The organism is Spirillospora sp. NPDC029432 (assembly GCF_040703975.1).
Taxonomy (GTDB): Bacteria; Actinomycetota; Actinomycetes; order Streptosporangiales; family Streptosporangiaceae; genus Spirillospora.
Genome location: NZ_JBEZWH010000028.1, coordinates 52,131 through 75,717 on the forward strand (window position 1 = coordinate 52,131; position 23,587 = coordinate 75,717).

The 23,587-nt window shown below is 72.8% G+C and carries 22 protein-coding genes; 14 read left to right on the forward strand and 8 right to left on the reverse strand.

Translation table 11 applies throughout. The features are described 5' to 3' along the window. Nucleotides 1-9: 9 nt before the first annotated feature. Nucleotides 10-804: a hypothetical protein gene (locus AB0881_RS22440; RefSeq protein ID WP_366619461.1), complete on the forward strand. Its 795-nt coding sequence runs from the start codon at nt 10-12 to the stop codon at nt 802-804. A gap of 16 nt (nt 805-820) precedes the next feature. Further along, complete coding sequence (locus tag AB0881_RS22445) at nt 821-1,723, forward strand: hypothetical protein (protein ID WP_366619463.1); 903 nt, start codon at nt 821-823, stop codon at nt 1,721-1,723. A gap of 11 nt (nt 1,724-1,734) precedes the next feature. Here the strand turns inward: AB0881_RS22445 and AB0881_RS22450 are convergent, their stop codons facing one another. The 5 genes from AB0881_RS22450 to AB0881_RS22470 all read right to left on the reverse strand — a co-directional run bounded on the left by AB0881_RS22450 (nt 1,735) and on the right by AB0881_RS22470 (nt 5,918). Beyond that, nucleotides 1,735-2,493: a MerR family transcriptional regulator gene (locus AB0881_RS22450; RefSeq protein WP_366619466.1), complete on the reverse strand. Its 759-nt coding sequence runs from the start codon at nt 2,491-2,493 to the stop codon at nt 1,735-1,737. A 10-nt stretch (nt 2,494-2,503) separates the two neighbouring features. After that, nucleotides 2,504-3,388: a DUF2268 domain-containing putative Zn-dependent protease gene (locus AB0881_RS22455; RefSeq protein WP_366619468.1), complete on the reverse strand. Its 885-nt coding sequence runs from the start codon at nt 3,386-3,388 to the stop codon at nt 2,504-2,506. A 46-nt stretch (nt 3,389-3,434) separates the two neighbouring features. Then, the gene (locus AB0881_RS22460; protein ID WP_366619470.1) at nt 3,435-3,908 is read right to left on the reverse strand and encodes an NUDIX domain-containing protein; all 474 of its coding nucleotides are present in this window, start codon (nt 3,906-3,908) and stop codon (nt 3,435-3,437) included. A 94-nt stretch (nt 3,909-4,002) separates the two neighbouring features. Further along, entirely contained in the window at nt 4,003-5,448 is a 1,446-nt protein-coding gene (locus AB0881_RS22465) for a catalase (RefSeq protein ID WP_366619471.1), read from the reverse strand. Further along, the gene (locus AB0881_RS22470; protein ID WP_366619473.1) at nt 5,445-5,918 is read right to left on the reverse strand and encodes a Fur family transcriptional regulator; all 474 of its coding nucleotides are present in this window, start codon (nt 5,916-5,918) and stop codon (nt 5,445-5,447) included. The genes AB0881_RS22465 and AB0881_RS22470 overlap by 4 nt, the downstream gene beginning before the upstream one ends. 167 nt (nt 5,919-6,085) lie before the next feature. Between AB0881_RS22470 and AB0881_RS22475 the strand changes: the two genes are divergently transcribed. The 6 genes from AB0881_RS22475 to AB0881_RS22500 all read left to right on the forward strand — a co-directional run bounded on the left by AB0881_RS22475 (nt 6,086) and on the right by AB0881_RS22500 (nt 12,507). Further along, nucleotides 6,086-7,204 (forward strand): CapA family protein, encoded by a 1,119-nt coding sequence (locus tag AB0881_RS22475; RefSeq protein WP_366619475.1) that lies wholly within the window; start codon nt 6,086-6,088, stop codon nt 7,202-7,204. Nucleotides 7,205-7,329: 125 nt separating this feature from the next. After that, nucleotides 7,330-8,424, forward strand: coding sequence for a CapA family protein (locus AB0881_RS22480; protein ID WP_366619477.1), 1,095 nt, complete (start codon nt 7,330-7,332; stop codon nt 8,422-8,424). A 45-nt stretch (nt 8,425-8,469) separates the two neighbouring features. After that, complete coding sequence (locus AB0881_RS22485) at nt 8,470-9,240, forward strand: GyrI-like domain-containing protein (RefSeq protein ID WP_366619479.1); 771 nt, start codon at nt 8,470-8,472, stop codon at nt 9,238-9,240. Nucleotides 9,241-9,355: 115 nt separating this feature from the next. Further along, a complete protein-coding gene (locus AB0881_RS22490; protein ID WP_366619481.1) occupies nt 9,356-11,188 on the forward strand; it encodes an SDR family oxidoreductase in 1,833 nt (610 codons plus the stop codon). A 60-nt stretch (nt 11,189-11,248) separates the two neighbouring features. Next, entirely contained in the window at nt 11,249-11,872 is a 624-nt protein-coding gene (locus AB0881_RS22495) for a TetR/AcrR family transcriptional regulator (RefSeq protein ID WP_366619483.1), read from the forward strand. Nucleotides 11,873-11,907: 35 nt separating this feature from the next. After that, the gene (locus AB0881_RS22500) at nt 11,908-12,507 is read left to right on the forward strand and encodes a hypothetical protein (RefSeq protein WP_366619485.1); all 600 of its coding nucleotides are present in this window, start codon (nt 11,908-11,910) and stop codon (nt 12,505-12,507) included. Nucleotides 12,508-12,516: 9 nt separating this feature from the next. On the opposite strand, the gene AB0881_RS22505 is transcribed toward AB0881_RS22500, so the two are convergent. Continuing rightward, nucleotides 12,517-13,506, reverse strand: a complete 990-nt coding sequence (locus AB0881_RS22505; protein ID WP_366619487.1) for a PHB depolymerase family esterase — start codon at nt 13,504-13,506, stop codon at nt 12,517-12,519. 142 nt (nt 13,507-13,648) lie between these two features. Here AB0881_RS22505 and AB0881_RS22510 point away from each other — a divergent pair, with 142 nt between their 5' ends. The 3 genes from AB0881_RS22510 (at nt 13,649) to AB0881_RS22520 (ending at nt 17,022) form a co-directional block, all read left to right on the forward strand. Further along, on the forward strand, nt 13,649-14,758 hold the full coding sequence (locus AB0881_RS22510; RefSeq protein ID WP_366619489.1) for a ferritin-like domain-containing protein: 1,110 nt from the start codon (nt 13,649-13,651) through the stop codon (nt 14,756-14,758). A gap of 247 nt (nt 14,759-15,005) precedes the next feature. Beyond that, complete coding sequence (locus AB0881_RS22515) at nt 15,006-15,983, forward strand: hypothetical protein (RefSeq protein ID WP_366619491.1); 978 nt, start codon at nt 15,006-15,008, stop codon at nt 15,981-15,983. Nucleotides 15,984-16,455: 472 nt separating this feature from the next. Continuing rightward, the gene (locus tag AB0881_RS22520; RefSeq protein WP_366619493.1) at nt 16,456-17,022 is read left to right on the forward strand and encodes a septal ring lytic transglycosylase RlpA family protein; all 567 of its coding nucleotides are present in this window, start codon (nt 16,456-16,458) and stop codon (nt 17,020-17,022) included. On the opposite strand, the gene AB0881_RS22525 is transcribed toward AB0881_RS22520, so the two are convergent. Further along, entirely contained in the window at nt 16,998-18,110 is a 1,113-nt protein-coding gene (locus tag AB0881_RS22525) for a hypothetical protein (protein ID WP_366619495.1), read from the reverse strand. The genes AB0881_RS22520 and AB0881_RS22525 overlap by 25 nt on opposite strands. A 305-nt stretch (nt 18,111-18,415) precedes the next feature. Here AB0881_RS22525 and AB0881_RS22530 point away from each other — a divergent pair, with 305 nt between their 5' ends. Continuing rightward, nucleotides 18,416-18,781, forward strand: coding sequence for a YkvA family protein (locus tag AB0881_RS22530; RefSeq protein WP_366619497.1), 366 nt, complete (start codon nt 18,416-18,418; stop codon nt 18,779-18,781). A 57-nt stretch (nt 18,782-18,838) separates the two neighbouring features. Here the strand turns inward: AB0881_RS22530 and AB0881_RS22535 are convergent, their stop codons facing one another. After that, a complete protein-coding gene (locus tag AB0881_RS22535) occupies nt 18,839-19,588 on the reverse strand; it encodes an IclR family transcriptional regulator (protein ID WP_366619499.1) in 750 nt (249 codons plus the stop codon). A gap of 1,843 nt (nt 19,589-21,431) precedes the next feature. Between AB0881_RS22535 and AB0881_RS22540 the strand changes: the two genes are divergently transcribed. Further along, nucleotides 21,432-21,590, forward strand: coding sequence for a hypothetical protein (locus AB0881_RS22540; protein WP_366619500.1), 159 nt, complete (start codon nt 21,432-21,434; stop codon nt 21,588-21,590). A gap of 219 nt (nt 21,591-21,809) precedes the next feature. Beyond that, entirely contained in the window at nt 21,810-23,585 is a 1,776-nt protein-coding gene (locus AB0881_RS22545; protein ID WP_366619502.1) for a fatty acyl-AMP ligase, read from the forward strand. Nucleotides 23,586-23,587 lie beyond the last annotated feature (2 nt).

Sequence of the window (23,587 nt, forward strand, 5' to 3'; positions counted from 1 at the left end):
GGACGGGCGATGGCGCATTCACCCATGGAGCCTGCGGGAACGCCGGATGACGGGGAGCGTCTCCGCCGGGTCGCCGACCGTCCGTCACGGCTCGACGCGCAGGCGCTGGAGGCCCTTGCGGCCGAGCTGGCCGCACATCGACGGCTGGAGGACGCCATCGGGTCCGCGGTGCTGCTCGCTCCCGTCACGGCGCGACTCGGCGTCATCATGTCCATCCTGCGGGACGCGTCCGGTCCGCTGCGCGATCGGCTCGGCCGGATCGCGGCCGAGTGGACGGTCTACGCCGGGTGGCTCCATGCCGCGGGCCGCCGCGACGCTGAGGCCCTGGACCTGTTCGGCCGGGGCGGAGCGCTGGCGGCCGAATTCCAGGACGGGACCGTCGCCGCCATCGCGACGAGTTTCCGGGGGTACGTGGCCCGTCAGCAGGGGCGTCCACGCGCGGTCGTACATGCCTCAACAGCGGCACTGGCGACTCCTGGCGGGCATCCGGTACAGCGGACCTTCGACATGATGCAGGCGGCGCAGGGGTATGCGGCGCTCGGGCAGGTGAACGCGGCGCGGCGCCTCCTCGACTCGGCGGCCGAACGGGCGGCGGACAACATCGAGCCGCCACCGCCGGTCTACTGGTATTCCGAGCCGTTCTTCCAGCTCAATCTGGGAATGGTGCACTGCGGGATCGGTGAGTACGGCGATGCCGCGGCGCTGCTGGACGCCGGGCTGTGCGGCATTCCGGCGGAGCAGGCCGCGGCCGAGTGGTTGGGCGAGTACGAGACCGCGCTCGTCCAGGCCCGCGCTCGCGCCTGAGAGGACGGTGTTCGCGGTGAACGGTGACGAGCTGGAAGCGCTGGAGACGTCCGTCGACGATCTCGCCTTCGCGTACCCGGGGACGCCACCGGGCGAGTTGCTGGGGCGCGTGCGGCTTCGGCTTTCCTCTGTGGGGACGCTGCTGGACGCTCGGATGACGCTGGCCGAACGGCGCCGTCTGTTCGTCGTGGGCGGGTGGCTTTCGCTGCTCGCGGCGACCTGCGCGATCGACCTCCATCAGCGGTCCGCCGCGAAGGCCCGCCTCCGTGCGGCCGCCGCCTTGGCAGAGCATACGGACCATCCTGAGATCAGTGCGTGGTGCCTGGAGACCGAGGCTTGGCAGGCGGTCACCGACTACCGGCGGGCCGTCGAACTCGCGCAGGGTGCCCAGCGCATCGCGCCCAGGAACGGGTCGGCGTTCATCCAGGCGACCGCGCAGGAGGGGCGGGCATGGGCCCGGCTCGGCGCCGGAGCGGCGGCGCGCGAGGCGCTCGGACGGGTGGAGCGGCTCGTCGCGCCGCTGCCGCAACCGGACCGGCCCGAGCACCATTACCGGTACGACCCGGCGAAGAGCGACGCGTACACCGCCACCACGCTCGCGTGGGCGGGTGATGCGGCCGCCGTGCCGTACGCGCGGGGTGTGCTGGCCCGCTTGGTGTCGGGTGCGGACGGGCCGCCCAGGCCGCGCCGTGCCGCGTCCGCGCGGCTCGACCTCGCGCTGGCGCTGGTCGCCGCGGGCCAGTTGGACGCGGCGGCCGGTACGGCGTTGGAGGCGGTGGTCAGTGGACGCCTGGTGCCGTCGAACCACTGGCGGGCGGCCGAGATCCTCGCCGCCGTGCGGAACGTGCCCGAGGCGGACGACCTGCGCGAGGCGTACCGCGAGCTGTGCGTGCCCGGCCGGGACGAACCGCTGGCGTGACGGGTCGCGGGCTACATGTGGGTTCGGGCGTACGCGTGTAGGGCTTCTCGGACGAATCTCGCGCCCTCGGCGTCGTCGTACATGCCCGCGAAGCGCGGGTCGTCGACGTACATGTCGCCGATGCCGATGACCATCGCGATCGAGCGCTCCCGGTCGCCGTCGGCCGTGGGGGTGCCCGGGATCCGGCTCAGCCAGCGGACGTGCCGGGCGGCCAGTGACCGGGCATGTTCCGAGGTGGGAGGGGTCCCGGACCTCGCCGCGGCGACCCAGGCGGCGACGAGGTCTTCGGCGTCCTGCTTCCAGGCCCGCTGCTGGGCGAGGGTCTTGCCGTGCCACCAGTCGTTGCTCACCTGGAACGCGCGCTCGCCCCAGCGTGAGATGACCTCGTCCTTGTAGTGGTCGTTGAACCCCGCCAGCATGACGTCCATCTGCGGTTCCGCGCCCGCCTCCAGGGCTTCGAGCGTGTGGCGTACGGAACGGATCTGCCGGTCGATGCGGTCGCGTTCCTCTTCGAGGGCGGCGATGTGGGCGCGGAGCCCGTCGCGCGTGTCGACCTCGTCGGCCAGGACCTCGGCGATGGCGGGGAGGCCCATGCCGAGGCGGCGCATGAGGAGGATCCGCTGGAGCCGGGCGACCGCGGTGGCGTTGTAGTGGCGGTAGCCGTTCGGGCCGACGCGGGACGGGGCCAGGAGCCCGATGCGGTCGTAGTGACGCAGGGTGCGGCTGGTGATGCCGGCCCTCGCCGCGAGCTCCTGGATCGTCCACTCCATGCTTCCAGTGTCACCCGCGGTCGAGCGTGGCCGCGATGATCTCCGAGCGGTCGGCGTGCAGGGCCTGCGCCGCCGTCTGGCCGGTCGCCGCGAGGTAGGTGTCGACCAGCCGGTTTCCGGCGGCGTACCCGGCGCCCATCGGCAGGCCCACCGGGGTGAGGCCGAAGCGTTCGGCGCTGGGGTCGCCGTGCACCCAGGCGGTGAAGTTCTGCATTCCGGTCACGTCGAGCCCGGTGAGGACCTTCTCGAAGACCTCGTCGTCGTGCAGGTGCGGTACGCCGATGCGGGCGTAGCCGAGCTCGTCGCCGTACAGCTGCCGGGCGAAGGCGTCGGCGAGGCCCTCGCCGACGATGTGCTCGCCGAGCGTGACGGTCATCGGGTCCCAGACGACGCCGCCCGGGCTCCATCGCAGGTTGTGGTGCAGTTCGTGGACGGCGGTGGCCTCCAGCCGCTCCACGTTCTCGGGGTACGGCCAGAGCGTGATGGCGATGTTGCCCGAGATGCCCCCGAACCCGGTCAGTCCCTTGCAGGGCCCCATGAAGTGCTCGTCGCCCGGGTCGCCGAGGACGAACAGCACGGTGATGTCCGGGGCCTCCAGTCCGGGAGTCGCCTCCAGCAGTACGGCGAGGGCGTCGTCGAGCGCGCGCTGCATCCGTTCCCAAGCCCTGGCCGCCGCCAGTGTTTCGAGCGCTTCGAGGCAGCGCTCCTCGTCGCGGTCGATGGGGAACCCGGACGTCTGGAGGTGTGCGTCCACCAGGTCGATCTCGCCGGGCTGGTAACGGTACATGCCCTTGTTGGCCTCCAGCATCGAGCGCAGGAGATCGGGGCGATCCGCGCTCGGGGCCCGCAGGATCCCGCGCATGGCGGAGTAGGTGTCGAGAACGTTGATCGGCATGGCCCGGAGGCTAGAAGTTGACGCAGCGTCAAAGTCAACCCGGCGTTCAGTGCCGGATCGCGCCGCCGATCGGGACCGGGGGGACGTGGCCGGTCGGTGGGAGGGTGCGGGCCAGGGCGAGGCCGATGTCGACCAGTGATGAACGGCGCAGGCCGGCGACGCCGGGGATGGGGGTCCAGGTCGGGTCGGCGGTCTCGCCGTTCGGTTCGGGGCGGAGCCGGCCGCCGGTGATGCGGACCTGGTAGAAGATGCCGACGTTGTGGTGTTCGGGGCCGCCGGGGACGTTGCGCTCGGCGGCGGGGATCACCCTGGAGTCCACGCCCAGCAGGCGCTCGACCTCCGCTTCGCAGCCCGTCTCCTCGGCGACCTCGCGGACCACCGTGTCGAACGGGTCCTCCGCGTGCTCGACCCTTCCGCCCGGAAGGGTCCAGTTGGTCTCGCCCATCGGCGGTATGTGGCGGGCGAGCAGTACGCGCCCGTTCTCGATGCATACGGCGTACGCCGCCAGCCGGAAACTCATCTCCACACCCCCGGGATCGGGATCATTCTCCACGAATCGGGAAGGCCCCGGCCGTTGCGGGCCGGGGCCTTCCCTGCGGGGGTTTCCGGAGTGGTCAGGAGCCGTTGAGGCCGAGGCCCTGGGCGATGCGGTCGCCGAGGTCCTTGTGGACGTTGCGCCAGTACTCGGCGATGCGCGGCTTCATCTCGGCCGTCACCTCCGGCGCGGTGGCGTGCAGGAGGACGTTGTGGACGAGGTGGTCGCGGTCGGTGTCCGACAGCACCTTCTCCCACAGGGCGCGGGGCTGGACGTAGTCGTCGTCCTCGCGGTGCAGGGTGTACGCGCTGCGCACGATCTCGCCCGCGACGTCGTACGACTCGCCCTTCCACAGCTCGGGGTCGGCGACGGGGCCGCCGACGCTGTTGGGGGCGTAGACCGGGTCGGTCGGGTTCCGGTACGTCATGGCGCCGTCGAAGTTGTACGAGTGCACCGGCACCTTCGGCGCGTTCACCGGCAGCTGCAGGTAGTTGGCGCCGATGCGGTAGCGGTGGGCGTCCGGGTACGAGAACAGGCGGCCCTGGAGCATCTTGTCCGGGGACGGGCCGATGCCGGGGACGAAGTTGGCCGGTTCGAGGGCGGCCTGCTCGATCTCGGCGAAGTAATTCTCCGGGTTGCGGTTCAGCGTCCACTTCCCGATGGTGATCGGCGGGTAGTCGGCGTGCGGCCAGACCTTGGTGAGGTCGAACGGGTTGAACCGGTAGTCCGCGGCGTCCTCGAACGGCATGATCTGGACCTGCACGGTCCAGGACGGGTACTCGCCGCGCTTGATGGCGTTGTAGAGGTCGCTGATGTGGACGTCGGGGTGCTGGGCCTCCGACTCCTCGGCGGTGAAGTTCTTGATGCCCTGGTCGGTCTTGAAGTGGTACTTGACCCAGAACTTCTCGCCGGCGGCGTTGTACCAGAGGTAGGTGTGCGAGCCGTACCCGTTCATGTGCCGCCACGACACGGGGGTGCCGCGGTCGGTCATGAGCCAGGTGACCTGGTGGGCGGACTCGGGCGACAGCGTCCAGAAGTCCCACTGCATGTTGTTGTCGCGCAGGTGGTTGTCGGCGCGGCGCTTCTGCGAGTGGATGAAGTCGGAGAACTTCTGCGGGTCCCGGATGAAGAAGACCGGGGTGTTGTTGCCGACGAGGTCGTAGTTGCCCTCCTCGGTGTAGAACTTGATCGCGAAGCCGCGCGGGTCGCGGCCGGCGTCGGCGCTGCCGAGCTCGCCGGCGACCGAGCTGAACCGCACGAGGGACTCGGTGCGGGCGCCCTTCTGGAACAGCTTGGCGCGGGTGAACTGGGAGACGTCCTCGGTGATCTCCAGGACGCCGTACGCGCCGCCGCCCTTGGCGTGGACGACGCGCTCGGGGACGCGCTCCCGGTTGAAGTGCGCCATCTTCTGGATCAGGTAGTGGTCCTGCAGCAGCAGGGGTCCGTTCGGGCCGACGCTCTGCGAATGGGCGTCGCTCGGGGCGGGGGCGCCCGCGTCGGTCGTGGTGGTGGGCCGCTCGCTCATGGCGCGGTTACTCCTTGCTCCGTTGGTTCTCGCTCGGTCCCGTGCGGCCGGCAGGCCGGGCACAGGCCCCAGAAGGTGACGTCGGCCTCGTCGATCAGGTAGCCGGCGGCCTGCGCCGGCTCCAGGCACGCGGCGCGCCCGGCGACGCGGTCGACGTCGGTGACCGCTCCGCATTCGCGGCACACCAGGTGGTGATGGTGGTCGTCGCCGGCCCGCCCCTCGAACCGGGCGGGGCCGCCGGCCGGTTCGATCCGCCGTACGAGCCCGGCCGCGGTGAGCGCGTGCAGGGCCGCGTAGACGGCCTGGAGCGAGATGTGGCCGACGCGCTCGCGCACGCCGCCGGCGATCGTCTCCACGTCGAGGTGGCCGCCCTGCCGGACGGTGTCGAGGAGGGCGACCCTGGCCGCCGTCACCCGCAGGCCGGCGCCGCGCAGCTCGGCGGCGGCGGCAGGGGTTCGGGACGCGGTCATGCCGACAACCTACCCGCATAAACACGAATGATTCAAGTTAACGAATGATCCCAGTCTTCGGCCGGGTCTCGGAGCGGCGTCATGCCCGCTATCTGGGGGTTTGTTGTGAACTTCATCGCCGCGGCCGGCGTCCTACCGGGCACCGAGAACCCCTCCGAGGAGGCAGCGTGAGCGAACGGCGTCGCGGCGGCCGGTCCGTCGCCCTGGCCGCGGGGCTGGCGGTGGTCACCGGTACGGGGCTGCTGTCCGCCGGCCTGGCCGTGACGGTCATGGCCCGCGACGGCGGCGCCGGCGGGGAGGGGGGACGGGCGGCGGCGACACGGCCGTTCACCGTGGCGTTCGGGGGCGACGTCCACTTCGAGGGTGTGCTGCGGGCCCGGCTGGACGCCGCGCCCGACACCGCGTTCGGCCCGATCGCGGCGCGGCTGAAGGCCGCCGACCTGGCCATGGTCAACCTGGAGACGGCGATCACGGCGGGCGGGACGCAGGCGCCCAAGCAGTTCGCCTTCCGCGCGCCGCCCACCGCGTTCCGGGCGCTGAGGTCGGCCGGGGTGGACGTGGCGACGATGGCCAACAACCACGGCATGGACTTCGGCGAGACCGGCCTGGCCGACTCGCTCGCCGCCGGGCGCCGGGCGGGGATGCCGCTGGTCGGGATCGGGCGGAACGCGGACGAGGCGTACAGGCCGTACACGGTCACCGTGAAGGGCGCCAAGGTCGCCGTCATCGGGGCGACCCAGGTCCTGGACGACAACCTGATCCAGGCGTGGACGGCGACCGGCGCCAAGGCCGGGCTGGCGTCCGCGAAGGACGCGCCCCGGCTCGTCCAGGAGGTACGGGCCGCGCGCAAGGCCGCCGACGTGGTGATCGTCAACCTGCACTGGGGGCAGGAGCTCAACTCGTGCGCCACCCCGGCGCAGCGGCAGCTGGCAGCGCAGCTGGCGGACGCGGGCGCCGACGCGATCGTGGGCAGCCACGCGCACGTCCTCCAGGCGGGCGGCTACCTGAAGGGGAAGTACGTCCATTACGGGCTCGGCAACTTCCTCTTCTACAACTCCGGCGGGCGGACGGCGCAGAGCGGCGTGCTGACGCTGACGTTCGATCCGCGCGGCGGTTCAGGTGGCGATCCGGGCGGCAAGGGAACGCGGGTTCCGAAGGCCGAGTGGTCACCCGCGGTGATCAGTAATGGCGTTCCGCAGCCGCTGGACGGGTCCGCCGCGCAGCAGGCCCGGAACCGGTGGGAATCCCTCCGAAGCTGCGCGGACGTCCGCGCGGCCCCGGCCTGAGCGCCGCCGTGATGTTTCACGTGGATCCGGCCCGCTCACGTTCCGTGATTTTCGGGCGGAGGCGAGGGAGTGTCGTACCTCTCGTGGCATGCTGTCCCGGACACAGCGACGAAGGGGTCCCCGGGATGCGCAGGAACACGGTCGTCATGACGGCCCTGGGCGGTGCGGCCGCGCTCGCGCTCGCCGCGTGCGGCGGAGGCGGCTCCGGAACGCCGGAGGCCAAGGGCGCCACCGAGCAGCCGCGCAAGCCCGCCTCGTCCCCCGCCTCCCCGGCGGCGCCGGCCAAGCAGCCGATCACGCTGGCGTTCGGCGGCGACGTCCACTTCGAGGGCGTCCTGCGCCCCCGGCTGGCGAACCCCTCGACCGCGCTCGGCCCGATCGCCCGGACGCTGCGCGCCGCCGACCTGTCGATGGTCAACCTGGAGACCGCGATCACCACCGGCGGGACGAAGGCGCCCGGCAAGGAGTTCGCGTTCCGCGCGCCGCCGTCCGCGCTCAAGGCGCTCAAGGCCGCCGGGGTGGACGTCACGTCGATGGCCAACAACCACGGCATGGACTACATGGACTCCGGGCTCCGCGACTCGCTGCGCGCGATCAAGAGCACCGGGTTCCCGACCGTGGGCATCGGCAGGAACGCCGACGAGGCGTACAAGGCCCACCGGGTCACGGTGAAGGGCAACCGCCTCGCGATCGTCGGCGCCACGCAGGTGCTCGACGACCACCTCATCCCGGCCTGGACGGCGACCGACTCCAAGGGCGGGCTGGCCTCGGCGAAGAACGTGCCGCGGATGGTCCAGGCGGTGAAGGACGCCGCCAAGGGCTCCGACGTGGTGATCGTCCACCTGCACTGGGGCGCCGAGCTGGAGCCGTGCGCGACGCCCGTGCAGCGGCAGCTCGCCAAGCAGCTCGCCGACGCGGGCGCGGACGTGATCGTCGGCGGGCACGCGCACATCCCGCAGGGCGGCGGCTACATGGGCGGCGCGTACGTCCACTACGGCCTGGGCAACTTCGTCTTCTACTCCGCGAACGGGCAGACGGCCAACTCGGGCGTCCTGGTGCTGCGCGTCCAGGACGGCAAGGTCACCGCCGACAAGTGGAAGCCGGCCCGGATCTCCGGCGGCCTGCCGCGGCTGCTCACCGGCGCCGCCGGGGCCGCCGAGCTGAAGCGCTGGAAGGGCCTGCGCTCCTGCACCGGAGGGCTCACCGCCCGGCCGTCCTAGCCCTGGCTGGACCCTCCCATTGAGGGAGGCGCCAAGCTTGGGGACGTGAGCGAAGGTCTTCTCCCGATCGGGCGGTTCGCGCGGCTGTGCCGCCTGAGCGTCAAGCAGCTGCGGCACTACGACGAGCTGGGGCTGCTGGTCCCGGCGCGTACCGACCCGGACTCCGGTTACCGCTACTACCGGCCGGACCAGGCACGGGACGCGCTGTCGATCGGGCTGCTGCGCTCGCTGGACGTGCCGCTGCCCGCGATCGGCCGGGTGCTGGCCGGGGACGATCCCGCGGCGGCGCTGACCGAGGTCCGCGACCGGATGGAGGCGGACCTGGAACGCCGCCGCCGCGCGCTGGCGTCCCTCGACCGCGTCCTGGCCACCGGCCTGCCGAGCGTGGCCGTGTCCGTGACGCGCGAGCCCGCGCGGCGGGTCGTGGCCGTTCGGGACACCGCGACGGTCCCGACGGTCGCCGCGGTGACCTCGCGCTGCGTGGCCCGCGTCATCGGCCTCGTGAACGGCCCGCCGCTGCACGGCCCGCTCGTCGGGCTGTTCCCGCTGGACCTCGCCGACGAGTTCACCGTGGGCGTCGTCGCGGGCGACCCGGGCGGCGACGAGGTGCTGCCCGGCGGGACGTTCGCCGCCGCCACGCACACCGGCCCGTACGACCAGATCCCGCTGACGGCGCACGCGCTGCTCGCCTGGTGCGGCGACCACGGCCACACCCCGTCCGGCGCGCTGCGCGAGGTCTACCTGTCCGACCCCGGGACGACCCCGCCGGAACGGCTGGTGACGCAACTGATGGTTCCGTTGGAGGAGGCACCGTGAACGACCGCCGGTACGACGCGGCCTGACGGCGTCCGGCGGCGGCGTATTGGAGGGGTGGGCCCGGCGGCGTACGTTCGCAGAAAGGCGACGCGAGCCGACGGCGGGGTGAGCTGCGATGCGGGAGCACCGGGTGCGGTCCGGGACGGTGGAGCTGGCGGTACGGGAGCGGGAGGCGGAGAACCGGCCCGCCGTCGTACTGATCCACGGCTATCCGGACACCGGCGCGGTGTGGGACGAGGTCGCCGAGCGGCTCGCCGCCCGCTTCCGCGTCATCACCTACGACGTGCGCGGCGCGGGCGGCTCGACCGCCCCCGAGGACCCGCTCGACTACGCCGTCGAGACCATGGCCGGCGACCTGGAGGCGGTACTCGACGCGGTGGCCGGGCCCGAGCCCGTCCACTTGGTCGGGCACGACTGGGGCTCGGTCCAGGGCTGGGAGGCGGTTACCGGCGACCGGCTCGCGGGCCGTATCGCCTCGTTCACCTCGATCTCCGGACCGGCACGGCGGCACACCGCGGACTGGGTGCGCGGCCGGGCGCGGTCGGGCCCGCGCGGGCTGGCCGAGGTGGCGCGGCAGGCGCGGCGCAGCGCGTACATGCCGGTGTTCATGGCGCCGCGCGTGGGCGAGATGTTCGCCCGCGTCCTTCCCTGGACGTTCGAGCGCGGTTTCGTCCTGGCCGAGGGCGCCGAGCCGCGCCCAGGGCATCCGGCGCCCACGATGCGGCGGGACGCGCTGAACGGGCTCGGCCTCTACCGCGCCAACATGGGCCGCCCGCGCGGCGACACGAGCGAGGGGCGGACGGACGTGCCCGTCCAGATCATCGTCCCGACGAGGGACCGCTACGCGGGCGAGGGCCTGCTGCTCTCGGCCCGCGGCAAGGCAACCGACCTGTACGTGCGGCGCGCCCCGGCCGGGCACTGGATCGCCCGCAGCCGTCCTGACCTGGTGGCCCGCTGGGTGACCGAGTTCGTGGACCACGTGGAACGCGGCGGCCCGCCCGAGGAGGGGTCGCCGCTCGCGCGTGCGCGGGAGGCGGCGCGGCCGGGCAAGGACTTCGGCGGCCGGCTCGCCGTCGTCACCGGCGCGGGCAGCGGCATCGGCCGGGCGACCGCGTACGCGTTCGCCGCGGCGGGCGCGCGCGTCGTCGTGGCCGACATCGACGAGGGCGCGGCCAAGCACACCGCCGACGAGATCGGCGGGCACGGCGGCGAGGCGCACGTCTACCAGGTGGACGTGGCCGACGCCGAGGCGATGGAGCGGTTCGCCGCGTACGTCCGCGACGTCTTCGGCGTCCCGGACGTCGTGGTGAACAACGCCGGGATCGGTGTCGCCGGGACGCTGCTGGACACCTCCGAGGAGGACTGGGCGCGGATCCGCGGCGTCAACCTGGACGGCGTCTACCGCGGCTGCCGGCTGTTCGGGCGGCAGATGGCCGAGCGCGGCGAGGGCGGCCACCTGGTCAACATCTCGTCGATGGCGGCGTTCGCGCCGACCGCCGGGATGGCGTCGTACGGCGCGACCAAGGCGGCGGTGCTCCAGCTCGGCGAGTGCCTGCGGGTGGAGCTGGAGCCGCTCGGCATCGGCGTCTCGGTGATCTGCCCCGGCGTGATCGACACGCCGATCATGTGGCACGCGCGGTACGTGGGCATGGACTCCGGTACGGCCGCCGAGCTGCGCAAGACCGCCGCGCGGTTCTTCCGGCGGCGGGCCTACCCGCCCGAGCGCGTCGCGCTGGCCGTGCTGCGCGCCGTACGCGAGAACCGGCCGCTCGTACCGGTCACTCCCGAGGCGCAGGCCGTCCGGGTGCTGTCGCGGCTCGCGCCCGGCGCGTCCCGGAACCTGGCCAGGCTCGGCCGGCTGGCCGGCGACCGCGACCGGATCCGGCGGGCCAAGGCACGGTCCGCGGCGGCACCGGAGCGTCCGGACGGTGGTGCGGCAGATCGCTGACCGCGGTCCGGTAGATGTCGATCGTGCCGTGATCGCTCCGGGAAAGGCGACAATGGGGACGTGACCGAGATCCGCACCCCGCTCCGCCGCCGCCCCGCCCAGCGCCGCAGCGCCGCCCGCGTCCAGCGGATGCTCGACGCCTGCGCGGAGATCCTCGACGAGGACGGCTACGACGGCCTCACCACCACCCGGATCGCGCAGCGCGCGGAGGTCGCGATCGGCTCGGTCTACCAGTTCTTCCCGGACAAGCGGGCGGTCGCGCAGGCGCTGGCGCTGCGCAACCTGGAGCTGTTCGGCGAACGGGTCGCGCGGCGGCTCGGCGAGGGCGGGTTCGCCGACTGGACCGGCACCGTCGGCGCGATCATCGAGATCTTCGTGGACATGCACCGCACCGTCCCGGGCTTCCGCGAGCTGCGCTTCGGCGACGTGGCCGACGTCAACCTCCTCGACGACGCCGCCGACAACAACTCCGTGGTCGCCGGGCGGCTGCGCGGGGTCGTCGTCGACACCTTCGGGATCGGCGACACGCCCGAGCTGGCGCGGGCGCTGGCGGTCGCGGTCGAGGCCGGCGACGCCGTGCTCAAGATGGCCTTCCGCCGCGACCCGGACGGCGACCCGGAGATCCTGGCCGAGGCCGAGCGGCTGATCCACTCCTACCTCGCCGCGTACATCCAGGAAGACTGACCTCCATCCCGCTCGCGTAAGGAAAGGGTGCCCGCGTGGACCCCCAGAAGCTCCAGGAGCAGACCCGGTTCCTCGTGCGGCAGCGGCTGCGCCCGATGGTGAACCAGTACGAGGTGCACACCGAGGCCGCGGACGGATCGGAGGGCGAGCTGGCCGCGTTCGCGCAGCAGAAGCGGCTGGCGTTCAAGGAGCAGGTGACGCTGTACGCGGACACCGACAAGCTGCGCCCGATCCTCGGCTTCAAGGCCCGCAAGCGGATCGACCTGGCGTCCGCGTACGACGTCACCGACGAGGTCGGCCGGCCGATCGGGCTCTTCCGCAAGGACTTCAAGCGCTCCCTGGTCTCCTCGACCTGGCATCTGGAGCAGCCGGGGCACGCCGTGCTGACCGGAAGCGAGCGCAACAAGGTCGTCGCGGTGGTGCGCCGGGTGTGGGGGTTCATCCCGTTCGTGGACGTGATCCCGTTCGCCTGGCCGTACCACTTCGACTTCTACGCCGGGGACCGGCTCGCGTTCTCGGTCGAGAAGAAGATCGCGTTCCGCGACCGGTACGTCGTCGACATCAAGGACGCGGCGCTCGACCGGCGCCTGGTGATCGCCCAGGCGGTCGCCCTGGACGCCCTCCAGTCCCGCTGACCGGCGCGGCTAGCGCGCCGCCGCGAACGCGTCCAGGATGATCTTCGTGGCGTCGATCTGGTCGGTGGTCTCGCCCGCGTCGCCGATCGGGAACGACCCCGGCCAGGTGTGCCCGCCGCCGTTCACCGTGTAGAGCTCCACGCGCGCACCGCCCTCGCAGCCGGGATGGCTCAGCCGTACGATCCGGCTCGCCGGGCGGGAGCGCTCGCCCGCGCCGCAGCCGAGGGCTCTGGCCCAGCCGCCCGCGAGCGCGGTGACGGAGGGCAGGGCGAACGCGCCGTCGGCCGGGCGCATCCAGGCCGGGATCCGGGAGCGGTCGCCGCCGAACGGCTCGCCGCCGCCGTACGGGACGATCCGGTCGGCCGTGCCGTGGAACGCCAGGATCCGCGTCGGCGGCGCGTCCGCGCACGGCCTGGCCAGGTTGGAGCCGGCCACCGCGCCGACCCCGGCCAGCCGCCCGCGCAGCCCGCAGACCAGCGCCATCGCGAGCCCGGCGCCGTTGGAGAAGCCGGTCGCGTACTCCCGCGAGCGGTCCACGCACAGTGTGCTCTCCAGGTGGTCGAGCAGTTCGCCGACGTACGCGACGTCCGCGGAGCCGCCGGGCATCCCGGGCAGCTTCCAGCCCGCGCGGCCGGGCGCGCCGCCCGGCTCGACCACGATGAAGCCGCGGGCCGCGCCCGCGTTGGCGACGCGGCTGTAGAGCGCCTGCTGGAACGCCGTGGAGTGCAGCCCGTGCAGGTCGACGATCAGTGGCGCCGGGGAGCGCCCGTACCCGGCCGGGAGTTTCAGCAGGTAGGACCGGCCGCCGAAGGTGCCCCGCCCGTCCGCCGCCCGCTTCCCGCATCCCTCGCTCGGGGACGCGGCCGCGGCGGGCGCGCTCGTGGAGGGCGCGGCGGTGCCGGGCGCGCCGCGCCGGGGCGGCGGTGAACCGTCGCCGGCGGTACCGCCCGTACACCCGGACAGAAGGGCACAGACAAGCACGGCACAGGCGAGTCGCATCATCTGATCGTAAGTCCGGAGCGATCGGTAAGCGGTTGGGTATGGCCTTCCGGCGGCTTTACATGTTACGAAGGCCTGTAAAGCGGTGGGCGGTACCACACCGGCGGCGCAGAGCGGCGCCACGCTTCGAGGAGGCTTCCCCGTGAGTTCCTACGACCTCTATTCGACCCCCGTCCCGACGGACACCTGGAACGTCCCGATGTCCGGGGACACGCGCTTCACCTGGGAGTACGACGGCGGCCGCGACCGGCTGCTGAACCTGTACCAGAAGGGCAAGGACAAGCAGTGGGACGCCCAGAAGCGCATCGACTGGGACCTGGAGGTCGATCCCAACAACGTCGCCCAGCTCCCCGAGCAGTTCAACCCGCTGTTCGGCTCCGACATCTGGGAGAAGATGACCCAGAAGGAGCGCGACGAGTTCGGACGGCATCAGGGCTCGTGGCTGTTCAGCCAGTTCCTGCACGGTGAGCAGGGCGCGCTGAACGTGTCGGCGCGGATCGTGCAGAGCGTCCCGGACCTGGACTCCAAGTTCTACGCCGCCACCCAGACCATGGACGAGGCGCGCCACGTCGAGCTGTACACCAGGTTCGTGCACGAGAAGATCGGGATGTACTACCCGATCAACCAGGACCTGGCCAAGCTGCTGGCCGAGTCGCTGGAGGACAGCCGCTGGGACCTGCCGTACCTCGGCATGCAGGTCCTCATCGAGGGGCTGGCGCTGGCGGCGTTCGGGCTCTACCGCGACATGTCCCAGAACGCCCTCGTCAAGCAGCTCCTCGCGTACGTGATGCAGGACGAGGCCCGGCATGTGGCGTTCGGCCGGCTCGCGCTCAAGGACTACTACGCCGAGCTCACCGACAAGGAGCGGGCGGAGCGCGAGGAGTTCGTGGTCGAGGGCTGCTACCTGATGCGCGACCGGTTCAAGGGCCGCGAGGTCTTCGAGCAGCTGGGGCTGCCGATGGACCGGTGCATGGAGTACGTCGAGCACTCCGACATGTTCACGCTCTACCAGTCGCTGCTTTTCAGTCGCATTGTTCCGTGTGTCCGTGATGTCGGGCTGTGGGGGGACAAGGTGCAGGCCGCGTACGCCGACATGGGCGTGCTCGACAACGCCAAGTCCGACCTGGAGGTCCTGATGCGCCAGGACGAGGAGATCGCGGAGAAGGTCGACGAGGAGCGGTACGAGCGGGAGCTGGCCGCGCGCAAGCAGGAGGTCGACGAGGCCATCGCGCTGGGCGGCGTGCCCGAGTAGCAGGGGCCTGCCAGGGCCGGGCGGACCGTCCGGCGGCGGGGGCGTACCGGAGGCGTCCGGGCGCCCCCGTTTTCGGGCGGGATGCCGCGCCTTTCCCCCATAAAACGCCCTCCCTTCCCCGTAGATTATCGTTTCGGTTTCGTATTCCTTTCGGAATTGCTCGGTACGGTGAATCAGTCTGTACTACCGTCCCCGGTCGATGAACGAGAAAACCCCGGGGGGAAAGATGAACCGTTCCGTACTGAAAATGACCGTGATAGCGCCGCTGGCCGTCGCGCTCACCGCCTCGATGGCCGCCGCGCCCGCCCGCGCGGACGCGGGTCCGGTCGGCTATCTCCTCCAGGACGCGGTCGGCAACACCGTGCCCGCCCAGGTGGCCGACGTCGCGCACCCGACCGTCCGGCTGCCGGAGTCGACCGTGGAGGGCGTGCTCAAGACCGGTCGCGGCCGCGCGAAGGTCGGCCCGGCCGACGCCCGGTCCACCCTCGGGCCCGGCGTCCTGCGGACCGGGAACGGCGACCTGTCGTTCAACGGCCTCGACGCCCAGTGCAGCGCCGACCTGGACGGCGTCCTCAGCGGAGCCACGACGATCTCCCAGGACGGGGCGCTCGGCAACCTGCTGCCGGGCATCCCGGCGAAGCCGCCGGCCAACCTCCGCCTGCCCGGCCCGAACAAGGGCGGGATCGAGAACATCATCCTCAACAAGCAGGTCCGCAAGACCGCCGACGACCTCACCGTCTCGGCCGTGAGCCTGGTCGACGAGGCCGGCGTCGCCCGCGACTACGGCGTCGTCCGCTGCAAGACCGACAACGCCGGGCGCGCCCGCGCCACCGGCCGCCCCGCGCCGGCCGGCGCCGGCGGTCTCACCGAGAGCGTGCTGCCCACGGTGCACAACCTGCTCGCCGGGCAGCTCGGCCAGGGCCAGGGCCTGCCGCAGCTCGGCGGCGCCACCCGCCCGGACGGCGCCTCGGGGCCGCGTCCGTCCCACCGGGCCGCCCCCGAGCCGGCCGCCCTCGAGCCGACCGGCCTGCTGCCGGCGGACCTGGCCCGCACCGCGACCGGCCTCACCGACGGCGCGTCGGGGCTGGCGGGGAGCGCGACCGGCCTGGCCGAGAGCGCGGCCGGCCTGGCGGACGGCACGGCGACGCACGCCGACGTGGGGACCATGGTCCCCTCGCCGTCCGGCCTCTTCGGCGGCATGAACGGGCTGCCGCTGGTCGGCTGATCCGCACCCGTTCACGGGCGCCCCGCCACGGCGGGGCGCCCGTTCGTATTTTTCGGAGAATGAGTGGATTTATTGATCAGTGATCGGCAGAGGGGCAACGGTAAAGACGATCTTCGTGGCGAGTGACGCTGCGTTTCCGATCAGTAGCGAATCGCAAAAATAGGGGTGACAAAACCCACAAAGACCGGTTCTACGGCTTGATCTGCGCGGAACACGACGTACGGTCTGGGACTTGTGTGCGGCCTCCGATGAGAACCACGTGATCCAAGTGAACAGATGAGATGCCGCACCTGACCGGACGCCGTTGACCGCGCTGACGCGGAAGGCGCGCTGGGCTACCGCCGGAAGGGCGGGCCCGCGCACGGTGGCACCGATTCGGGGACCCCGAGGAGTCGCCCGATCATGCCGGGCGTCCGGGGCCCTGTCCCCGATCGAAGGACTCTCTGTGGGTTCCCATAGCCCGAAATTTCGCGTGCGTTCCATCCTGATCGCCTCCGGCGTCGCCGTGGCGGTACTCGCGGCCAGTGCCTGGGCACTGGCCGCCGTCGCGCCGGGCGACTCCGCGAAGCCGGCCGGCGCCGCGCAGGCCGCGCCCAGCGCGGCGACACCGCAGGCCGATCCGCCCCGCACTACCCCGACCCGCGCCAGCCGCGGCGGGACGCGGAGCCCGGAGCCGCCGCCCGCGCCGGCGCGGACGAAGGCCGCGCCGAAGCCCAAGCCCAAGAAGAAGAAGCCCGCGTACCGCGTCCTGCGGTCGGGCTCCTGCGAGGCCTCGTACTACTGGCAGGGGCAGATGACCGCCAGCGGCGAGCGCTTCGACCCGAGCGAGCTGACCGCGGCGCACAAGACGCTGCCGATGGGCTCGAAGGTGCGGGTGACCAACAAGAACAACGGCCGTTCGGTCATCGTGCGCATCAACGACCGCGGCCCGTACGCCGGCGGCCGCTGCCTGGACCTGTCCCGGGCGGCCATGAAGAAGGTCGGCGGCACCGGAGCCGGGGTGATCCCGGTCCGCTACCAGGTGCTCAAGCGCACCTGATCGCCGTACTCGCCGCCGCCCGCGGTGTCCGTACCGGCCGGATCCCGCTGCGGATCCTGCGCCGGCTCGTGCTCGGCGCCCGCCGGCCGCGGACCCGCGGGCGGCAGGTCGGCGGGCGGCCCGGCGCCCATCGGGCTGCGGGCGGGCGGCGGCTCCACCACCACCGCCTCGACGGCGGCGTGCACGCTGCCGGCGATCTCCAGGGCGGCGGGCACGGACGACTCGGCGGCCTCCGCGGGCTCCGGGACGACCTCGGCGAACCGCTCGCGGAACCAGTCGGTGAGCGCGGCGTCCACCCGTACCGCCTCGGTGGACGGCGGCAGCGGGTCGGTGCCCGGCTCGGCCGCCAGCGCGTGCTCCATCCGGAACGTGGCGGTCTCGACCGAGGCCGCGCCCTCGTGGCGCAGCAGGTCGCACAGCGCGGTGATCTCGCGCGCCGGCGTCACCCGGTCCGTGGCGCCGCCCACGAACAGCAGCGGCGCGCCGGCCGCCGCGATCCGCGCGGCGTGCGCGGCCACGTCGAGCTGCCCGGCCAGCGCGGTGGCGCCCTCGTCCCAGTCGCGGTCGCGGCCGGACCGCCGTTCCATGGGCTTGGCCGCGAGCGCGGGCGAGACGATCGGCGCCACCGCTGCCACGGCGCTCACCGGCACCTCGCCGCGCGCCAGCGCCAGCAGCGCGACCGTCGCGCCGACCGAGAAACCGGCCAGCGCCACCGGCCCGTCCTCGATCCCGAGGTCCCGGCGGACGCCGGCCAGCACGGCGGGCAGCTCCTCGACGGCCCGCTCGACGGCCGTCCCGTACGCCTCCAGGCCCGCGGTCTCCAGCAGCCCGGCCGAGTCGAACCCCGGCCCGGTGCCGGGCAGCTCCAGGTAGACCCGCCAGGTCGGTACGCCGGTCATCGGCACGGCGGCGGCCAGCGCGCCGGCGCCGCGCGGCGGATCGAAGCCCGGCCAGGCCACGACCAGCCGGGTGGGGCCCGCCGGGCGGGCGTCTACCGCGGTGGGCGGGAGGGCGAAGTACGCGGTGCCCGCGGCGGTCCCCGGCACGGGCCGGCCGTCGTCGGGCGGGGTGGGGCGTTCGCCGCTCATGTTCTGCGTCAGCTCCTCGGCACTCGTGCTGGGTGGGGAGACGGCGCCCTCCCGGCCACCATGTTTTCAGCGGTCGCCGAAAAATGCGGCGGAATCCCCATGACTCACCCGGGAGAGTGACGGATACCTCACCCCTGGTAACCCGGACGGCGCCCCGTGGAATTCCCACGGTGATCTTCCGCCGCGTATTAGCAAATCACCTTATTTCGGTCGCTTCTGGCAGGAACAACCCGGCCCCCCGTGGCGTCATAACCAGACGTGGGCGCAGCGGGGGCGCGCCCCCACCTCTGTCGGAAGGAGTGCCCGTGAACAGCAAGCGGAGCGCGGCCGCTGCCGGGCAGGCCTGGAACATCTACAGCGAGACGCTCGCGCCGGACGCGCCCGGCCTGGCGGACCGCGTCCGGGCCGTGCCGCGGATGCTCAAGGCGACCCTGCGCGGCGACTACAAGGGAATGTCGTACAAGACGCTCGGCCTCCTGGCGCTGGGCCTGGCCTACATCGTCTCGCCGATCGACGTCGTACCCGAGATCCTGGTGCCCTTCGTCGGCCTGGCCGACGACACCGGCGTGGCCCTCTGGCTGGCCGCCGTCCTGGTCCGATCCGCCGGCGACTACGTGAGCTGGGAGCGCACCGGCCGTCCCAAGGTCGTCATCGGCGACGTCGTCACCTGATCCGCGAAGAGGCCGGCCGCCTCGGGGGCGGCCGGCCTCTTCGTGCCCGGCCGCGGATCAGGACGGGTCGGGACTCAGCTCCGCGGCGAAGCGCTTGGCGACGTCCCGCATGACGGGCACGACGTCATCGACCGTTTCGGGCTTCATGCGCGCGGACGGACCCGAGACCGACAGCGCCGTCAGGGCGGGCGCGCCGGGCAGCGGCACGGCCACGCAGCGGACGCCGACCTCCTGCTCCTCGTCGTCCACGGCGTACCCGCGCTCCCGGATCCGGGCCAGCTCGGCGACCAGCGCATCCGGGTCGGTGAAGGTGTTGGGCGTCTGCGGTTCCATGCCGGTACGGCCGAGGATCTCGCGCACGCGCCGTTCCGGGAGCTGCGACAGCAGGGCCTTGCCCACGCCCGTGCAGTGCGGCCGGACCCGCCGGCCGACCTCCGTGAACATCCGCATGGAGTGCCGGGACGGCACCTGCGCGACGTACACGGCCTCGTCGCCCTCCAGGATCGCCATGTTGGCCGTCTCGCCGACCTCGTCCACCAGCCGCGTCAGCGCGGGCCGCGCCCACGAGCCGAGCAGCCGGCCCGCGCCCTCGCCCAGCTTGATCAGCCGCGGCCCCAGCGCGTACCGCTTGGACGGCTCCTGCCGGACGTAGCCGCGGTTCACCAGCGTCCGCATCAGCCGGTAGATGGTCGGCATCGGCAGCCCGGAGACCTCCGTCAGCTCCGACAGGGCCATCTCGCCCCCGGCGTCCGCCAGGTGTTCCAGCAGCTCGAAGGCCCTTTCCAGGGACCGTACGGCCTCCGCCACCGGCCCTCCTCTCGTCGCGATGCCCTGATTCTACGGAGTACTGCTTTCGCTATGCGAAAGGCCGTGGCCACGTTACGCTCCGTGCCCGCTGGTAATAACTGCCTACGCCCAAGTTGCACGGTGCCGTCCCCCCGGGCAGCCGCCGACCGCCAGGGGGAAACGGGTGCCAGCGGGGGGTCGAACCACCACGAGGCGGACGCGCGTCCGGACGCTCCGCCGCCTCGGCGCGGTCACCGCCGCGTGCGCGCTCGCCGGCCTCCCCACCCTGGCATCGGCCGAGCCGGTACGGCTGACCGCGTCGTTCAGCCAGCCCGACCGGCAGGGCCCGCTGAACTCGTACACCCTGCGCGTCCGCGCGCAAGGAGGCGTGGCCCGCGACGCGTCCGTACTGCTCCACGCGCGGGCCCCGCTCTCGTGGGCCGCCCCGCCGGCGGGCTGCGTCCCGTCCGGAACGAGCCGCATGCGATGCCCGCTGGGCGACCTCCGCGCACCCCGCACTCTCCGCATGTCCGTCCACATGACGAACACCGGCGGCCCCGCGCGCCTCACAGCCACACTCAAGGCGGCGAACGCCCCCAAGTCGATGGCCACCACCAAGCTCAAGCCGCGCACCTTGCCGCACCCGTCCCCCAACGAAGGCACAGGCCAATCGGACTCCGCGCCGCCCGCACCTCGCGACACGGACACCGCAGACCCGGGCGTGCCCGCTCCTGCCGCACCGGCCCCGACCAAGGCGTCCGAGCCGCCGGCCCTGCCACGCCCGTCCACCCCGCGCCCCTCAGGACCATCACCCCACCCCAGCCCGCCCACGCACTCCGACCCGAGCGACCCCGCTGGAACGCCGCCCGCACCGCACACGCCAACGCCGTCGAGCCCGTCACCATCCCCCAAGAGCCCTGACGCGACCCCGCCCGCGCCGCCGGACCCAAAGGAGTCAGCTGGAACGCCGTCGAGTTCCTCGCCGCTCCCCAAGAGTCCTGGCGCGAGCCCACCCGCGCCGTCGAACCCAAAGGAATCAGGCGGGCCGCCGTCGGGTCCGAAGGAGTCAGCCGGGACGCCGTCCGGTCCCTCGCCGTCCCCCAAGAGCCCCGGCTCGACGCCGCCCGCGCCGCCGGATCCAAAGGAATCGGCCGGGGCGCCGTCGAGTCCCACGCCGTTCCCGAGTCCTGGTGTGAACCCGCCCGGGCCGTTGAGCCCAAAGGAATCAGGTGGGGCGCCGTCGGGTCCTTCGCCGTTCCCTAAAGGTCCTGGTGTGACGCCGCCCGTGCCGGCGGATCCGAAGGAATCGGCCGGGGCGCCGTCGGGTCCCTGGCCGTTCCCGAAGAGTCCTGGCGCGAGTCCACCCACGCTGCCGGACCCGAAGGAATCAGGTGGGGCGCCGTTGAGTCCTTCGCCGTTCCCTCACGGGCCTGGCGGGGTCCCGCCCGTGCCGCCGAGTTCTTTGCCGTCTCCGATGGGGCCTGGTGTTACGCCGCCTGTGCCGTCGGGGCCGTCGCCGTTCCCTGAGGGGCCGGGTGGGACGCCGCCCGCAGGGCCCGGGGTGGAGCCGGGGCCGTCCTTGCCGCTTCCGAAGGGGGGTGCCGAGGCGCCGTCTGGGGGAGTGTCGCCGTATCCGAAGGGGGGCGGGGGTGCGGGGCCGCTGCCGTCTTCGCCTCGGCCGTCCGGGGGGTCGGGCTCGCCGGAGGGGAGTTCGGCGCCTGGTGGGATGCCGTCGCTGCCTGAGGGGAGTGGGTCTCTGGGGCCGGGGGCGGGCGGGGTGCCGCCGCTCGGGCCCCTGCCTTCGCTGCCGCCGCTCGTCTGGCCTTCGCCTCCGGCCGCGCCGTCCGGTGAGGAGGTGGCGCTGGTGTCGCCGATCGAGCAGGGCGGGCGCGGGACGGACTGGGTCACGGTCGCCGGGATCGTGCTGGTGAGCGAGGCGGTGCTGCTGTGGCTGGCCGCGTGCGCCGCGCTGGCTCGCAGGCGGCTGGCGCTGGAGCGGGCCGAGCGCGAGGACGAGGACTGATGCCGTTCGCGCATTTCCCGTCACCCTGGGTGGTGCGCGCACGCGGAGGCGAATTCCTTCTTGTCATCTCCGTGACAAAGCGGTCGCGGCCGAATGTTCACGGGGACCAATACCTTTCCCGTTCTACCATCCGGTAGCTTCTCGCTGCACGATCGTTCATGCCGGGGGCGGAACCACGGGCGCCCGGGCATGGCACGCCCACCACCCAGGAGTTGGATCATGGCACTGGGCTCGTTGCTCCCCGAACTTCAGCCCGGCGGAACGGGGCGTGTCCCGCTGATCGAGCGGATCGCCCGCTGGGCCGCCGAGAAGCCGGACGCTCCCGCGTTCACGTTCGTCGACTACTCGCTGGACCCCGCAGGCGCCGAGATCACGCTGACCTGGGCGGAGACCGACCGGCGCGCCCGCTCCATGGCGGCGCGGCTGCGCGCGTCCGCCGAGCCGGGCGAGCGGGTGGCGCTGCTGCTGCCGCAGACGCTCGAGTACATGATGACGATGCTGGGCGCGATGTACGCCCGCATTGTGGCGGTTCCGCTGTTCTCGCCTGACCTTCCCGGGCACGCGGACCGGCTGATCGGCGCGTACACCGACTCCGAGCCCGCGCTGATCGCGACGTCGCGGAACGCGCTGCCGCACGTGGAGAAGTTCCTCGCCGACCATGACGTGCCGCGGCCGCGGGAGATCGTGTTCGCGGACGAGGTCCCGGACGCCGAGTGGGCGTACGAGCCGATCGGCTTCGACGACCTGGCGTACCTCCAGTACACCTCCGGCTCGACCCGGCGGCCCGCCGGCGTGGAGATCACGCACGGGAACGTGACGGCGAACGCGGCGCAGCTCTGGTCGGGCTGGGCGCCGGAACGGCCGGACCCGGAGCTGGTGAGCTGGCTGCCGCTCTTCCACGACATGGGCCTCATCGCCACGATGGCGCTGCCGCTGGTCCGCGGCGACCACGCGATCTACACCGACCCGGTGTCGTTCATCATGAACCCGCTGCGCTGGATGGAGCTCATCGCGGCGCGGCCGAACAAGAACGTCTACACGGCGGGCCCGAACTTCTCGTACGAGTACGTCGCGTCCATGGCCACCCCGGAGAAGCTCGCCGAGCTGGACCTCAGTGGCCTGGTGACCTGCCTGAACGGCGCGGAGCCGATCCGCCCGGCGACGCTGTCGGCGTTCGCGGACGCGTTCGCCGGCGCGGGGCTGCGGCCGGGCGCGCAGGCGCCGGGGTACGGGCTGGCCGAGGCGACGGTGTTCGTGACGGCCGCGGCCGAGGACGCCCCGCCGAAGATCGTCGAGGTGGACCGGGACGCGCTGCGCGAGGGCCGGTTCACCCCGGCGGAGGGCGGCAACCCGCTGGTGTCCTGCGGGCGGCCGATCGGTCAGCTGGTCGCGATCGTGGACCCGGAGTCCCGGATCGAGCAGCCGGACGGGCGGGTCGGCGAGATCTGGGTGCACGGCCCGAACACCGCCCCCGGATACTGGCGGAACAGCGAGCGCAGCCAGGACACGTTCGGCGGCGAGCTGGCCGAACCCGGCCCGCTGCCCGCCGGGCCGTGGATGCGGACCGGCGACTACGGTGTCGTCCACGAGGGCGAGCTGTACGTCACGGGCCGGATCAAGGACCTCATCATCGTCGACGGCCGCAACCACTACCCGCAGGACATCGAGCTGACCACGCAGGAGGCGCACCAGGCCGTCCGGCCCGACCACGTCGCGGCGTTCGCGGTGCAGGGCGAGGGCACCGAGCGGCTGGTCGTCGTCGCCGAGCGCAACCGGCGGGTGCCGCTGGCCCGGCTCGACCTGGAGGAGGTCGAGGCCGCGGTACGGGCGGCGATCACGGTCGAGCACGAGATGGGCGTGCACGAGTTCGTGATGGTCGAGCCGGGTGCCGTGTCGCGCACCTCCAGTGGCAAGATCGCTCGTGCGGCGACGAGGACGCGCTACCTCGACGGCGAGCTGCCGAGCACCGCGCGGCGGATCGCCGGACGCGACTGAAA

Coding starts and splice junctions, on each gene's coding strand:
- AB0881_RS22490 (WP_366619481.1), top strand. CDS start 9,356: ATGCGGGAGCACCGGGTGCGGTCCGGGACGGTGGAGCTGGCGGTACGG.
- AB0881_RS22545 (WP_366619502.1), top strand. CDS start 21,810: ATGGCACTGGGCTCGTTGCTCCCCGAACTTCAGCCCGGCGGAACGGGG.
- AB0881_RS22515 (WP_366619491.1), top strand. CDS start 15,006: ATGACCGTGATAGCGCCGCTGGCCGTCGCGCTCACCGCCTCGATGGCC.
- AB0881_RS22460 (WP_366619470.1), bottom strand. CDS start 3,908: ATGAGTTTCCGGCTGGCGGCGTACGCCGTATGCATCGAGAACGGGCGC.
- AB0881_RS22440 (WP_366619461.1), top strand. CDS start 10: ATGGCGCATTCACCCATGGAGCCTGCGGGAACGCCGGATGACGGGGAG.
- AB0881_RS22455 (WP_366619468.1), bottom strand. CDS start 3,388: ATGCCGATCAACGTTCTCGACACCTACTCCGCCATGCGCGGGATCCTG.
- AB0881_RS22450 (WP_366619466.1), bottom strand. CDS start 2,493: ATGGAGTGGACGATCCAGGAGCTCGCGGCGAGGGCCGGCATCACCAGC.
- AB0881_RS22465 (WP_366619471.1), bottom strand. CDS start 5,448: ATGAGCGAGCGGCCCACCACCACGACCGACGCGGGCGCCCCCGCCCCG.
- AB0881_RS22525 (WP_366619495.1), bottom strand. CDS start 18,110: ATGAGCGGCGAACGCCCCACCCCGCCCGACGACGGCCGGCCCGTGCCG.
- AB0881_RS22470 (WP_366619473.1), bottom strand. CDS start 5,918: ATGACCGCGTCCCGAACCCCTGCCGCCGCCGCCGAGCTGCGCGGCGCC.
- AB0881_RS22505 (WP_366619487.1), bottom strand. CDS start 13,506: ATGCGACTCGCCTGTGCCGTGCTTGTCTGTGCCCTTCTGTCCGGGTGT.
- AB0881_RS22480 (WP_366619477.1), top strand. CDS start 7,330: ATGCGCAGGAACACGGTCGTCATGACGGCCCTGGGCGGTGCGGCCGCG.